Genomic DNA, 12,279 nt, shown 5'->3' on the forward strand with positions numbered 1-12,279 from the left:
CGCTAGGCATGCTCGGCAAAATTCAGGGATTGAAATACCATGCGTGGTGACATGAAGCCGGACGTCTGCGTGATCGGTCTGGGATATATTGGCCTGCCTACTGCTGCGGTCATCGCGCGTGCTGGTTGTCCGGTGCATGGTGTCGATGTGGCACAAGGCGTCGTCGATACGATCAATCGGGGCGAAATTCACATTGAGGAAGTCGATCTGGATGGTCTGGTACAGGCCGTTGTCCAGCGTGGCCTGCTCAAGGCATCGACCGAAGTGGCATCTGCCGACGTGTTCGTCATTGCGGTGCCCACGCCTTTCGCAAAGGACGGCAACCATACGCCCGATACGAGTTACGTCATGGCGGCGGCAAGAAAGGTCGCCGAAGTTCTTAAGCAGGGTGATACGGTTATTCTCGAATCGACGTCGCCCGTCGGCACGACCGAAGCGGTGCGCGATGCGATCGCCGCAGTGCGCCCCGACCTGGCCATGCCAGGAATAGCAGAAGGTCGCCCTGACATCAGCATCGCCTATTGTCCGGAACGGGTGCTGCCGGGCAAAATTCTCGAAGAATTGACGCATAACGACCGGTCGATCGGAGGAATTACGCCTCGTTGTGCAAGGAAGGCGCTCGCCTTCTACAAACGGTTCGTGAAAGGCGAATGCGTCACGACTGATGCGCGCTCTGCGGAAATGACCAAGCTGGTCGAAAATGCCTTTCGCGACGTCAATATCGCCTTCGCTAACGAGCTTTCCATGATCGCCGACCGGCAGGGGCTCGATGTTTGGGAGGTGATACGTCTCGCCAATCGGCATCCGCGAGTTAATATTCTTACGCCCGGACCAGGTGTGGGCGGCCACTGCATCGCCGTGGATCCGTGGTTCATCGTTCACGGCGCGCCCGAGGAAGCGCGGATTATTCGCCAGGCTCGCGAAACGAACGACATGAAGATGCATCACGTGCTTGCCCGTGCAAGAGCACTGGCCGAAGCCAGCCCTAGTGAGAAAATCGCCTGTCTGGGCCTCGCCTTCAAGGCGAACATCGATGATTTCCGCGAAAGCCCGGCGCGTTATGTGGCGGCATCCCTTGCACGCGAATATGGGGACAGGGTGTGCGTTGTGGAACCTTATGCAGGTGAACTACCGCAGGAATTTGCCGGTACGAACGCGGAACTGGTCGATATCGATACCGCGCTCGAGGAGTGCGGTGTACTCATTGCGCTGGTCGATCACGACGTGTTCAAGGTGATACCCGCCGAGGAACGGCAGGGCAGGATTATCTATGACACGCGCGGGATATGGCCTGACGTGGTCTGATCGCGGGATTTACGGGCCCGGGTACCGTTCGAACTGGGGCATGGCTGCGAGATCGGACATGTAATCGAGGCGTTCGGCCGTCTGGATCTGCGCGGCCGGGGGATGAGCCTGCGCGTCATCGAGGGTAGCGGACTGGATGTCCACGATACCCGGCAGCATCTGTTCGTTGATGAAATACATACCGGTGCCGCATTGGCCGCAGAAGTGCCGCCAGGAGGCGCCGGAGGAGTTGTAGGAAACTGCTTTCCCCTTGATTACATTGAAGTTTTCGGCAGGAAAGGCCATCCAGGCTGTTGCCGGAGCACCGGATGAGGCGCGGCAATCCCGGCAATGACACAGCGCATGATGCGCCGGATCGCCCGACACCCGATATCGTACTTCACCGCACTGGCATCCACCTTCGAGCATCCCACGTCCTCCTCTGAGTCGAGGCAGAACATACGATGAACGAAAATATCAGACAAGCCCGATGTCGGGCGCGTCTTCCTGCTTCATGCCGACGACATGGTAGCCGGCATCGACGTGATGGGTTTCGCCGGTGACGCCCGAGGAAAGATCGGACAGGAAATAGAGGCCGGATCCGCCGACATCGTCGATCGTGACATTGCGGCGGAGCGGCGAGTTGAGTTCGTTCCACTTTAGGATGTAGCGGAAGTCGCCGATGCCGCTGGCGGCCAGCGTCTTGATCGGCCCGGCGCTGATCGCGTTGACGCGGATGTTCTGCGGACCCAGGTCGTTGGCGAGATATTTCACCGAGGTTTCCAGGGCGGCCTTGGCCACACCCATGACGTTGTAATGCGGGATGACCTTTTCCGCGCCGTAGTAAGTCAGGGTGAGGATCGAGCCGCCATCGGGCATCATGGCCGCCGCCCGCTGCGCGACCGCGACGAGCGAATAGGCCGAAATGTTCATCGTCATCAGGAAGTTGTCGAGACTGGTGTCGACATATTTCCCGCGCAGTTCGCTCTTGTCCGAAAAACCGATGGCATGCACGACGAAGTCGATCGTGTCCCAGCGCGATCTGAGCGTGTCGAACGCCGTGTCGAGCGCGGCCATGTCCGACACATCGCATTCGATGAGGAAATCGCTGCCGAGCTGTTCGGCAAGGGGGCCCACGCGCTTCTTCAACGCGTCACCCTGATAGGAAAACGCCAGTTCGGCGCCGTGTTCGCGCAATTGCTTCGCTATTCCCCAGGCCAGCGATTTGTCATTGGCCAATCCCATGATCAGCCCACGCTTTCCTGTCATCAACCCGCTCATTCGGCGTGCTCCTCTTCTTGCATTTCACGGGCCAGAGAAGCCCGGCGGCGTTCGTCTTCCCGCCCGATAAAGTTCATTTCTTCCTCGGGCGTTTCGGCCAAGGCGGCGTTCAGTTCGGCGCCGATAACCACACCCAGCCCGACAAGCCAGAAAAAGAACAGCGCAATCATTACCCCTGCAAGCCCGCCATAGGTCAGGTCGTAGGAGAAGAAGTTGCGCAGCACCGCGGGCATCAAGGTGGTTACGGCGATCCACCACAAAGTGGTGAGCAGGACGCCGGGCCATTTGGGATAGCGCTTGCGCCGGTATTTCGACGGCGTGAGCGAATAGAAGATGAGGTAAAGCGAGCCGAACAGTCCGAGCGCTGGCACGATGCGCGACAGGCGCAGGTCCGACACACGATCAACGAGCTGCGGGAAATAGGCTTCGATCACTTCCTGCGCGGTACCGATGAGGAACTGCGCGATGAGGCTGAGCATCAGCAGGAATACCGCGCCGAGAATCACACCCGAAGAAAGCAGGCGATATTTCCAGAAGGCATGTTCGGCATGGGTGCCATAGGCACGGCGCAGAATATCGCGGATCGTTTCGATCAGGCTGCCCACCGTCCACAGGCCGACCAGCCCGCCCACCCATAAGAGCCAGCCGCTGCGCGCTTCGATCGCGTCGCGGGCGACAGGTTCGATGACATTGCCGACCACGGGCGGCATGGCGCTGAGGACGGCATTGATCGTGGCCGCGCGTTCGGCTTCTTCACCGAAGGCCGAAAAGACCGCCGCCCCCAGGATGAAGAAGGGGAAAATGGCGAGCATCGAGAGATAGGCGAGGTTGCCCGCGTGGATGAACCCGTCATTATAGGTACCGACAAGCGTACGCTTTGCCACTTCCCATGCGCGCGTGCCGGGCCCGACCTGATCTTCCAGACGATCACGCAGGTGGCGTGCATCCTTGCGTCGCTGTTCCGGCGACAGCGAACGAACCTCGCGGTCCTGATCTTCTACCAAGTCCTGCTGCGACAAAAACTAAATCCCGAGCTTGCTGCGCGGATCCCCATCGTCCTTCCACCCATCGAGCCGCTTGGCAAGTTCCGCGAGATCGGCGGGAAGGTGGATTTCGAGCGTCACGAGTTGATCGCCCCGGCTTCCGTTCTTGCGGGTAAAGCCCTTGCCCTTCAGGCGCAGCACGGTGCCGCTGTCGGTGCCGGCCTTGATGGTCATCATGACCGGGCCATCGACCGTGGGCACCCGGACCTTGCCGCCGTTCACAGCCTCGTCGAGCGTGATCGGCAGATCGAGCCGCACATCGTCGCCTTCGCGCCGATATACCTTGTGCCGGTCAATCGCGATGGTGACGAGGCCATCGCCCGCGCCGCCGGGACCCTGCTGACCCTTGCCCTTGAGGCGCATCTGCGTGCCGTCTTCGACACCCTTGGGCAGCTTGAGATCGATTGTCTTGCCGTCTGCCAGCGTAATGCGCTGATCCTTCAGCGTCGCTGCATCGGTAAAGGGGACGCGCAGCTTGTAGCCGATATCCGCGCCCTTCTGGGGTGGCTGACGGCGCTGCTGCTGGGCGCCGCCGAAAGGTCCGCCTGCGCCGCCGCGCGGTCCACGCCCGCCAAACAGGCCTTCGAAGATGTCGCCCAGATCGACTTCTTCACCGCCGAAACCCTGGAAATCTTCCGTCCGGTATCCGCGCTGACCGCCATTGGGGCGAAATCCGCCACCGCCGCCCATTCCCGCAAAGGGATTGGCCGGGTTGCCATCGCCATCGATTTCGCCGCGATCGAATTGCGCGCGCTTGTCCTTGTCGGATAGCAGATCATAGGCGTTGGTCACCTGACTGAAGCGTTCGGCCGCATTGGGATTATCCTTGTTGCGGTCGGGATGCAGTTCCTTGGCGAGCGTGCGATACGCGCTCTTGATGTCTTTTTCGGACGCGTTACGCGCTATGCCAAGTGTGGAGTAGGGATCGGCCATGGTGTGTTAGCTAATTGCTACGCCATGCGCATGCAAGCGCGCGTGGTTTCCTGCAGAACATATTGGCGATAGAGAACATCCCATGGTCGATGGCTATTTCCTGTATATAGGCCCTGTCGGGCAAAAACGGGCTCCGGTGAATTTTGCTCCTGAACCCAGTTCCAACTTCTTCCCAGTGTAGGAAACGTCCGATGCAGAACGACACCAGCGCCATTCCGCAGAGCGACCCGTTCATGCTGTTCGAAGTGTGGTTTGCCGAGGCAAAGGAAAGCGAGCCCAACGATTCCAATGCGATGGCACTGGCCACCGCATCGCCCGACGGATTCCCGTCCGTACGCATGGTGCTGTTGAAAGATCATGGCAGCGACGGCTTCGTATTCTATACCAATGCCGAGAGCCGCAAGGGTGAGCAGATCCGCGCCAATATGCGCGCGGCCCTGCTGTTTCACTGGAAAAGCCTGCGCAGGCAGATCCGGATAGAAGGCCCGCTGGAGGAAGTCAGCGCGGAGATGGCCGATGCCTATTTCCATTCGCGCGCCCGGGTCTCGCAAATCGGTTCCGCTGCCAGCGACCAGTCCCGCCCGCTGCCGGATCGCCAGGTCTATCTCGACCGGGTGGCCGCTCTGGAAGAACATTATCCCGAAGGCAATTTGCCCCGCCCGCAGCACTGGACGGGCTTCCGGCTCAGTCCACGCCGGATGGAATTCTGGCAGGATCGCGAATTCCGCCTTCACGACCGGCGCCTGTTTTCGCGCGATAGCGCGGAAGAAGCATGGTCCAATACGTTGCTTTATCCATGACGGCGCCTACCGCCAAACTCGCCCGTTCCGCGGCGATGGCGTCCATCACCGTGGCGGTGATACTGGTTGCGCTGAAGACCTGGGCCAGTTGGCGCACCGGATCGACGGCCATGCTCGGCAGTCTGGCCGATTCGGCACTCGACCTGATTGCCAGCCTCGCCACGCTGACCGGCGTATGGGTCGCCTCCATGCCCGCCGACGAGGACCATCGGTTCGGTCATGGCAAGGCAGAGGCCCTGGCGGCGATCTTCCAGGTCATGCTGATTGCGCTTTCCGCATTCGGGATCGCGGTGCGCGCCATCATGCAGCTTGCCGGGCAGCACCAGACCGCTGCCGCAGGGGACGGTATCGCCGTATCGGTGATTGCCATTGCGCTTACCCTGGCCCTGCTCGGCTGGCAGCGTTACGTGATGAGCCGGACGCGCAGCCTGGCGATCCAGACCGATCACCTGCATTACAAGTCCGACCTGCTGCTGAACCTGTCGGTGATCGCAGCCCTGATGCTGGACCAGTATGCGGGCCTAGGCCTGGCCGATCCGCTGTTCGGCCTCGCCATTGCCGCCTGGCTCGCCTTCGGGGCGTGGCGCGGCGCGAGCGAGGCAGTGGATGCGCTGATGGACCGCGAATGGCCCGAATCGCGCCGGATCGCCTTCGTCGAGGCGGCGGCCAGGCATCCCGAGCTTTCGAACCTGCACGACCTGCGCACACGGACCAGCGGCAACCGCGATTTCGTCCAGTTCCATGTCGACCTGCCGCCGGCAATGACGATCGAGCAGGCGCACGCGATCATCGAACGGGTCGAAGAGGATTTGTGCGGGCAGTTTCCGGGCATGGAACTGCTCATCCATATCGACCCGGAAGGCCATGTGGACGAACCCGGCAATCCGCTGGTCGAGGATGACGAATTCGCCAAGCTGGAGAAAGATGCGTGAGTTTGAAGCTGCCCTATTTCCATGTCGATGCCTTTGCCGAGCGCCCCTTTACGGGCAATCAGGCCGCGGTGATGCCGCTGGAGCGCTGGCTGGACGATGCGACACTGCTGGCCATCGCCGAAGAGAACAATTTCGCCGAGACCGCATTCGTCGTGCGCGATGCGAGCGGCGAGGCGGACTGGGAACTGCGCTGGTTCACCCCGACGGAAGAAGTGCGCCTGTGCGGCCATGCGACGCTTGCCAGCGGACATGCGCTGCTGATGCGCGATGGCGGCGATAAAGTGACGTTCCGTACGCGCCGGGCAGGGCTGCTCGCGGTAACCCGCGGGGCGGCCGGGTATGAGCTGGCACTGCCGTTGATCCCGACCGAGCCGGACGCCTGGGCGCAGGCGGTGGACCTGTTGCGGGCGCAGCCGCAAGACGTCTGGCTAAGTCCCGATCGGTACGGCATCTATCTGTTCGAAACCGAGGAACAGGTGCGTGCGCTGGACCCCGATCTGCGCGGTCTGGCCGCGCTGGGGAACGACCAGTTCATCTGCACGGCGCCGGGGATGGAAACCGATGTGGTGAGCCGGGTTTTCGTGCCGGGCGGCGGCGTGGATGAAGACAGCTTCACCGGGTCGGCCCACGCCGCGCTGACCTATTTCTGGACCGAGCGGTTGGGGCGGGACAGCTTCACTGCGTTTCAGGCATCGAAGCGTGGCGGGCATGCTGTTTGCCGCCGGGACGGGGACAGGGCGATTTTGTCCGGATCCTGCATCACCGTGGTCGAAGGCAGTTTCGTCCTGCCCTAGCTTGCAGGATAGAGTTCGATCACGTCGGCCAACTGCTGGAGCATGGCCTTGCGTTCTTCGGCGTTGGAATGGCCGAGCCGTACGACGGTGAGTTTCTGTGCTGGCGAGACGAAGACATACTGACCCATGTGACCGATCAGCGAGAAGGCGCTGTGGGGAGCACGATCGGGAAAGAGCGGGTGTTCCTCGCCTTCGGGAAGAGGGCGATTGAGCCAGGTCTGAAGCCCGTATTGCGGGCTGCGCGGGCTGGGTTCGACCATTTCGTCCACCCACTGGCGCGGGACGAGCTGCTCGCCGCGATAGGATCCCTTGTTGCGCAGTAACTCCCCGAATTTCGCCCAGTCGCGCGCAGTCGCATGGATCAGACTGCCGCCGATCAGTGTCCCCGCACGGTCGAATTCGGGCACGGCGCTGGTCATGCCCAGCGGTTCGAACAATCGCGCCTTGAGATAATCGGCCACCGCCTTGCGCCGCACGTCGGGATCCTTGCTGTCGGTCAGGGCGCGGGCCGCGATCGCGGCGAGAATCACGGTGGTGTTGGAGGAATATTCGAATTTTTCGCCGGGTTCCGCCTCCAGCGGCTGGGCGGTGGCGTAATCGGCCATGTCGTCGCGCCCGTCGAGGAACAGCATGCGCACTTCGCCGCTTTCCCACGGCGGGTCGCCGGCTTCGGTATGTTCGAGGCCGCTGCGCATCTGGAGCAGATGGCGCAGCGTAATCTCGGCACGCGGATCGCCGGTGCGCTGCCAGCGCGGGACCGGGGCGGGGGCATCGAGCCGCAGCTGCCCGTCCGCCACCAGCATGCCGATCATCACGACGGTGACCGTCTTGGCCATCGACCAGCTGACGAAGCGCGTATCCTTGTCATAGCCCGGGGCGTAGCGTTCCAGCGCCAGCTTGCCGCCATGATAGACCACCAGCGCGCGGGTTTCACCGAGCCCGTCCAGCGTGAACAATTCGTCCGCTGCGCGGGCGAGGGCCTTGGTCGGGGCGCCGGGATCCTTGCTCACCGCGGCAAGGGCCTCTTCGCTCAGCGGGGGTTCTTCGACCGGACCCGGCGAGCCGCAGGAGACGAGGCTTGAGGTGGCGAGGGCAAGCGCGATAAGGGGGGCGAAACGCAGGGTCATGGCCCGGCGTCACTCGCACGAAGGAATCCCGCTTGGCAACGGCCAAAACACACACCCGCAACCCGCGCCGCTGGCTGTGGCTGATCCTGTTGGTCGCCGCGCTGCTGGGCGCTGCCTGGCTGGCGTGGGGCGATGGCCTGCGCAAGACGGGCGCCACCGGATCGGCCTATGCCGCGCGGGTCGCCTGTTCGTGCCGCTTCGTGGCCGGACGCAGCCTGGACGATTGCGCCAAGGACAAGCTGGACGGCATGGAACTGATCTCGCTGAGCGAGGATGCGGAGACGAAAAGCGTAACGGCGTCCATCCCGCTCATCGCGTCCGACACCGCGACGTACCGCGAAGGCTATGGCTGCCTGTTGCAGGAGTGGCAGGACTAGGCGGCGACCTGCGTGGTCGACTCGATCCAGCCGCCACCGACGACCCTGTCGCCGGCATAGATCACCGCCGCCTGGCCCGGGGCCACGCCGAATTCGGGCTGGGCGAAGCGTATCGCCACGGGCTGGCCGTCGCCCAGCGAACCGTCGAGCACGATCGGCACCGGCTTGGCGAGACTGCGGACCTTGGCCGTCAGCGGCACGTCGGGAAGCGGGCCGATGCGATTGGTCTCGATGATATGCGCTTCGGCCACCGCCAGCATGCGCTTGGGGCCGACCTTCACCTGCGCTTCGGCGGCATCGATCCCGACCACATAAAGGGGTTCGGGCTGGCCGCCGATTTCGAGACCCCGGCGCTGGCCGACCGTGTAGTGGATGACGCCCTGGTGTTCGCCCAGGGTTTCGCCCGTGGCGGCATGGACAATCGCGCCCGGCCGTGCGCCTTCGGGCCGCATCTTCTTGACGATCTTGGCGTAATCGCCGTCGGGAACGAAGCAGATGTCCTGGCTGTCGGGCTTGGCTGCATTGCGCAGACCCGCCCCTTCGGCGAGATCGCGCACATCGGTCTTGGGCATGCCGCCAAGCGGGAAGCGCAGGAAGTCGAGCTGGTCGTCGGTCGTGGCGTAAAGGAAATAGGACTGGTCGCGCGCAGGATCGGCCGCGCGGTGCAATTCGGGCCCGGCCGGGCCCATGACGCGCCGGACATAATGGCCCGTGGCAAGACAGTCCGCCCCCAGTTCGCGCGCCATGTCGAGCAGATCGGTGAATTTGGGCCCCATATTGCACCTGATGCAGGGCACCGGCGTGCGTCCGGCGAGGTAATCGTCCGCAAAGGTTTCGACCACGTCTTCGCGAAAGGCGCTTTCGTGATCATGCACGTAATGCGCGATGCCGAGACGTTCGGCGACCGCGCGCGCATCGCGAATGTCGTCCCCGGCGCAGCACGCACCCTTGCGCCCGGTTGCCGCGCCGTAGTCGTAGAGCTGCAGTGTGATGCCGATGACTTCGGCCCCGGTGCGCGCCGCGAGCGCGGCCACGACGGAACTGTCCACGCCGCCCGACATGGCGACGACGATACGGCATTCGGAAGCCGGCCGCGGCAGGTCGAACAGTGCAGCGGCCTGGTTCGGCGATAGGGTTTCGGTTGCGTGCATTGCCGCCCCATACACGGCTTGCGCGCCTGCCACCAGTAGGACCCCGTAAGGCCCACAATCATGGTTTCACGGATCGTTTACCATGGCGCGCTATCCATCTTGCATGTTCGAGGGGCACATCAACAGGGCGCAGGTCCAGGATCAGCGTGAAACTCCGGTTTTGCGGCAGTTCCGCTGGACCGATCTGGTCGCAAAACTCGCCGCGACTCGCGATTTGCGAGACGAATTGGGCAAGGTCGACGGCGGCTTCAACGCATTCGGCGAAGCTCGCCGCGAGGTCGGCGAGGAAAGTAAACCGGCGTTTAACCATGAAGATTTAAGCCATGGCAAACCCACCGGGTTAAGTGCTGCGGATGCCGCAAGCGATGCGGTGCATGGCGATAGAGAGAACAAATGATCGAAAACCAGGACATCCGCCCTGCACAAGTCATCGGCCCCCTCGGGGAGCCGCTGACCGTTGACGACTTGCCTTCACCCAAGACGAAGCGCTGGGTCGTGCGCCGCAAGGCGGAGGTCGTGGCTGCCGTAAACGGCGGTCTGCTGACCATCGATGAAGTGCTCGAACGCTATTCGCTCAGCCTCGAGGAATTCGCGTCATGGCAACGGTCGGTCGACCGTTCGGGTATGCAGGGCCTGCGGGTAACGCGCATCCAGCATTATCGCGACCTCTACGAGCGTCAGCTGAAATATTGATCCAGGCCGGTTCCCCGGGATCGCTCCGCGGGAACCAAACACCCACCCACACGCTCATCTTGCATTCCTGCACCCAACGCAGGGAACCGTATGACACGACGGTCCGTTGAAGGGCCAAAGGGTTTGACGGGGTAAACAGGAGGAATTGTAATGGGTTGGATTATCGCAATCATCGTCGGCGGTATCATCGGTTGGCTCGCAAGCCTTGTGATGAACCGTGATGCCTCGATGGGCATCTTCTGGAATATCATCGTTGGCATCGTCGGGTCGTTCATCGGCGGCTTCATCGGCTCGCTCATCGGTATCGGCGCGACGCTGACCGAATTCAGCGTACCGGGCCTCCTGATGTCGCTGCTGGGCGCAATCGTGCTTCTCGGCATCGCCAATATGGTTCAGCGCGGACGCGTCCGCTAAGCCGAACAATACACTTATTTCGCGAAGGGCGGAGCGCTACCAGGCGCTCCGCCCTTTTCGTGTCTGCTCCCCGTTGTGGTTTGACGATGACATTCGTCAAGCCATGCATGCCATCGGTCGAACCCTAGATTGCCCTAATCATGACCCGGGTATATCGCCCGGATTGCGAAAATCTTGCGCTAAGTGATATAGGCATGTAATACACCGTATATCCGTGGCGCTACTGGGGCAGGGAAAAGATGAACTACGAATCTGGAGTGATGGCTGAAAAGGGCGAGCCGATTGCGGTCGAACTCGACCGTGAGTCCGCCGAATTCGAAGGGTCCGCGCGCAAGAAGCGCCGGATCATCATCATTGCTGCTCTGCTCGTTCTTGCCGTGGCGATCGTGGCGTTCTTCGTCCTGCGCGGCGCAGGCACGACGACGCCGGCGGGTGACGAAAATGCACAGGCGCCGACCGTGACCGTGATCACCCCCGGCCGGACGACGGTCGATGGCCAAATCACAGCCACGGGTACTTTGTCTGCGCGCCGCGAAATGCCTGTGGGCGTTGTCGGTGAAGGCGGCCGCGTCGTGTCCGTTCCGGTGGAAGCCGGCGACTGGGTCCGCAAGGGACAGGTGCTCGCGAGCATCGACCAGTCCGTACAATCCCAGCAGGTCCAGAGCGCCGCGGCCAATATCCAGGTGGCCCAGGCCGATGCAAATCTGGCGCAGGCCAATCTCGACCGTGCGCTCCAGCTGGTCGATCGCGGCTTCGTTTCGAAGGCAGATGTCGATCGTCTGACGGCCACACGCGATGCTGCGGTCGCCCGCGTCCGCGTGGCGCAGGCACAGCTCGGCGAATTGCGCGCCCGCAACGCCCGCCTCAATATCGTCGCACCCGATTCCGGCTATGTCTTGGAGCGCAGTGTCGAAACCGGCCAGACGGTCAGCGCAGGGGCTGCCCCCCTGTTCCGCATCGCGCGCGGCGGCGAAATGGAAATGCTGGCTCGTCTGAACGAAGATGCTCTCAGTTCCATCTCCGTCGGAACGAGGGCGCAGATCCGCCCTGTCGGCACCAACCAGCTTTATACCGGGCAGGTCTGGCAGCTTTCGCCCACGATCAGCCCTGAAGACAGGCAAGGCACTGTGCGCATAGCGCTGTCTTACGCTCCCGGGCTTCGGCCGGGTGGATTTGCTACCGCGACCATCTCCAGCGGCACCGTCGTTGCCCCGATCCTGCCGGAAAGCGCCGTCCTGTCCGATCGCGAGGGGCCATACGTCCTGATCGTCAATGCCGAAAACAAGGCGGAGCGTCGTCCGGTCACGACCGGTACGGTTACTTCGAAGGGCATCGTGATTACCGACGGTCTTACGGGCAGTGAAAAAGTCGTGCTGCGTGCCGGTGGGTTCCTGACCGAAGGCGAAACCGTGAAGACGCGCGCGGCCGAGGCCGAGTGAGCGGAGACAAG

Annotated in this window: 15 protein-coding genes; 9 read left to right on the top strand and 6 right to left on the bottom strand. The window is 62.5% G+C overall.

The genetic code is table 11. From position 1 onward, the window contains the following. Positions 1-39: 39 nt before the first annotated feature. On the top strand, positions 40-1,305 hold the full coding sequence (gene wecC, locus ACIGGE_RS04630) for a UDP-N-acetyl-D-mannosamine dehydrogenase (RefSeq protein ID WP_397489576.1): 1,266 nt from the start codon (positions 40-42) through the stop codon (positions 1,303-1,305). A gap of 9 nt (positions 1,306-1,314) precedes the next feature. Here the strand turns inward: wecC and ACIGGE_RS04635 are convergent, their stop codons facing one another. Genes ACIGGE_RS04635 through ACIGGE_RS04650 form a run of 4 tightly spaced genes read right to left on the bottom strand, consistent with a single transcriptional unit; the run spans position 1,315 to position 4,541 of the window. Then, positions 1,315-1,713, bottom strand: a complete 399-nt coding sequence (locus ACIGGE_RS04635; RefSeq protein ID WP_397489577.1) for a GFA family protein — start codon at positions 1,711-1,713, stop codon at positions 1,315-1,317. Positions 1,714-1,761: 48 nt separating this feature from the next. Then, positions 1,762-2,565, bottom strand: coding sequence for an enoyl-ACP reductase FabI (gene fabI / locus ACIGGE_RS04640; RefSeq protein ID WP_222826859.1), 804 nt, complete (start codon positions 2,563-2,565; stop codon positions 1,762-1,764). Continuing rightward, positions 2,562-3,584: a YihY/virulence factor BrkB family protein gene (locus tag ACIGGE_RS04645; protein ID WP_103024683.1), complete on the bottom strand. Its 1,023-nt coding sequence runs from the start codon at positions 3,582-3,584 to the stop codon at positions 2,562-2,564. Before ACIGGE_RS04645 ends, fabI begins: the two co-directional genes overlap by 4 nt. A gap of 3 nt (positions 3,585-3,587) precedes the next feature. Beyond that, positions 3,588-4,541: a DnaJ C-terminal domain-containing protein gene (locus tag ACIGGE_RS04650; protein ID WP_221596876.1), complete on the bottom strand. Its 954-nt coding sequence runs from the start codon at positions 4,539-4,541 to the stop codon at positions 3,588-3,590. A 191-nt stretch (positions 4,542-4,732) separates the two neighbouring features. On the opposite strand from ACIGGE_RS04650, the gene pdxH reads away from it, so the two are divergent. Genes pdxH through ACIGGE_RS04665 form a run of 3 tightly spaced genes read left to right on the top strand, consistent with a single transcriptional unit; the run spans position 4,733 to position 7,067 of the window. Then, a complete protein-coding gene (pdxH, locus tag ACIGGE_RS04655; protein ID WP_196847309.1) occupies positions 4,733-5,341 on the top strand; it encodes a pyridoxamine 5'-phosphate oxidase in 609 nt (202 codons plus the stop codon). After that, entirely contained in the window at positions 5,338-6,273 is a 936-nt protein-coding gene (locus ACIGGE_RS04660) for a cation diffusion facilitator family transporter (RefSeq protein ID WP_103024680.1), read from the top strand. The genes pdxH and ACIGGE_RS04660 overlap by 4 nt, the downstream gene beginning before the upstream one ends. A gap of 2 nt (positions 6,274-6,275) precedes the next feature. Then, entirely contained in the window at positions 6,276-7,067 is a 792-nt protein-coding gene (locus ACIGGE_RS04665; protein WP_397489928.1) for a PhzF family phenazine biosynthesis protein, read from the top strand. Here the strand turns inward: ACIGGE_RS04665 and ACIGGE_RS04670 are convergent. Beyond that, positions 7,064-8,194, bottom strand: a complete 1,131-nt coding sequence (locus ACIGGE_RS04670) for a serine hydrolase domain-containing protein (RefSeq protein WP_397489578.1) — start codon at positions 8,192-8,194, stop codon at positions 7,064-7,066. The genes ACIGGE_RS04665 and ACIGGE_RS04670 overlap by 4 nt on opposite strands. A 32-nt stretch (positions 8,195-8,226) precedes the next feature. Here ACIGGE_RS04670 and ACIGGE_RS04675 point away from each other — a divergent pair, with 32 nt between their 5' ends. Further along, entirely contained in the window at positions 8,227-8,571 is a 345-nt protein-coding gene (locus tag ACIGGE_RS04675) for a hypothetical protein (protein WP_397489579.1), read from the top strand. Here ACIGGE_RS04675 and mnmA read toward each other — a convergent pair. Beyond that, complete coding sequence (gene mnmA / locus ACIGGE_RS04680; RefSeq protein WP_397489580.1) at positions 8,568-9,722, bottom strand: tRNA 2-thiouridine(34) synthase MnmA; 1,155 nt, start codon at positions 9,720-9,722, stop codon at positions 8,568-8,570. The genes ACIGGE_RS04675 and mnmA overlap by 4 nt on opposite strands. A gap of 82 nt (positions 9,723-9,804) precedes the next feature. Between mnmA and ACIGGE_RS04685 the strand changes: the two genes are divergently transcribed. From ACIGGE_RS04685 to ACIGGE_RS04700, 4 genes are all read left to right on the top strand, one after another. Next, positions 9,805-10,119 (top strand): hypothetical protein, encoded by a 315-nt coding sequence (locus tag ACIGGE_RS04685; protein WP_146029865.1) that lies wholly within the window; start codon positions 9,805-9,807, stop codon positions 10,117-10,119. Then, positions 10,116-10,415 carry a DUF1153 domain-containing protein gene (locus ACIGGE_RS04690; RefSeq protein WP_103024674.1) on the top strand — a complete coding sequence of 100 codons (300 nt, stop codon included), beginning with the start codon at positions 10,116-10,118 and terminating at the stop codon, positions 10,413-10,415. Before ACIGGE_RS04685 ends, ACIGGE_RS04690 begins: the two co-directional genes overlap by 4 nt. A gap of 150 nt (positions 10,416-10,565) precedes the next feature. After that, positions 10,566-10,829, top strand: a complete 264-nt coding sequence (locus ACIGGE_RS04695; protein ID WP_103024673.1) for a GlsB/YeaQ/YmgE family stress response membrane protein — start codon at positions 10,566-10,568, stop codon at positions 10,827-10,829. A gap of 239 nt (positions 10,830-11,068) precedes the next feature. Further along, positions 11,069-12,268, top strand: coding sequence for an efflux RND transporter periplasmic adaptor subunit (locus ACIGGE_RS04700; protein ID WP_397489581.1), 1,200 nt, complete (start codon positions 11,069-11,071; stop codon positions 12,266-12,268). Positions 12,269-12,279: the final 11 nt, after the last annotated feature.

Source organism: Qipengyuania sp. NPDC077410, from assembly GCF_044543405.1.
GTDB classification, from domain to species: domain Bacteria; phylum Pseudomonadota; class Alphaproteobacteria; order Sphingomonadales; family Sphingomonadaceae; genus Qipengyuania; species Qipengyuania pacifica.

Bases quoted from the DNA above. Each gene is read 5' to 3' on its own strand.
- ACIGGE_RS04700 (WP_397489581.1), top strand. From the start codon at position 11,069: ATGAACTACGAATCTGGAGTGATGGCTGAAAAGGGCGAGCCGATTGCG.
- ACIGGE_RS04690 (WP_103024674.1), top strand. From the start codon at position 10,116: ATGATCGAAAACCAGGACATCCGCCCTGCACAAGTCATCGGCCCCCTC.
- ACIGGE_RS04635 (WP_397489577.1), bottom strand. From the start codon at position 1,713: ATGCTCGAAGGTGGATGCCAGTGCGGTGAAGTACGATATCGGGTGTCG.
- pdxH (WP_196847309.1), top strand. From the start codon at position 4,733: ATGCAGAACGACACCAGCGCCATTCCGCAGAGCGACCCGTTCATGCTG.
- mnmA (WP_397489580.1), bottom strand. From the start codon at position 9,722: ATGCACGCAACCGAAACCCTATCGCCGAACCAGGCCGCTGCACTGTTC.
- ACIGGE_RS04660 (WP_103024680.1), top strand. From the start codon at position 5,338: ATGACGGCGCCTACCGCCAAACTCGCCCGTTCCGCGGCGATGGCGTCC.
- wecC (WP_397489576.1), top strand. From the start codon at position 40: ATGCGTGGTGACATGAAGCCGGACGTCTGCGTGATCGGTCTGGGATAT.
- ACIGGE_RS04650 (WP_221596876.1), bottom strand. From the start codon at position 4,541: ATGGCCGATCCCTACTCCACACTTGGCATAGCGCGTAACGCGTCCGAA.
- ACIGGE_RS04670 (WP_397489578.1), bottom strand. From the start codon at position 8,194: ATGACCCTGCGTTTCGCCCCCCTTATCGCGCTTGCCCTCGCCACCTCA.
- ACIGGE_RS04695 (WP_103024673.1), top strand. From the start codon at position 10,566: ATGGGTTGGATTATCGCAATCATCGTCGGCGGTATCATCGGTTGGCTC.
- fabI (WP_222826859.1), bottom strand. From the start codon at position 2,565: ATGAGCGGGTTGATGACAGGAAAGCGTGGGCTGATCATGGGATTGGCC.
- ACIGGE_RS04685 (WP_146029865.1), top strand. From the start codon at position 9,805: ATGGCGCGCTATCCATCTTGCATGTTCGAGGGGCACATCAACAGGGCG.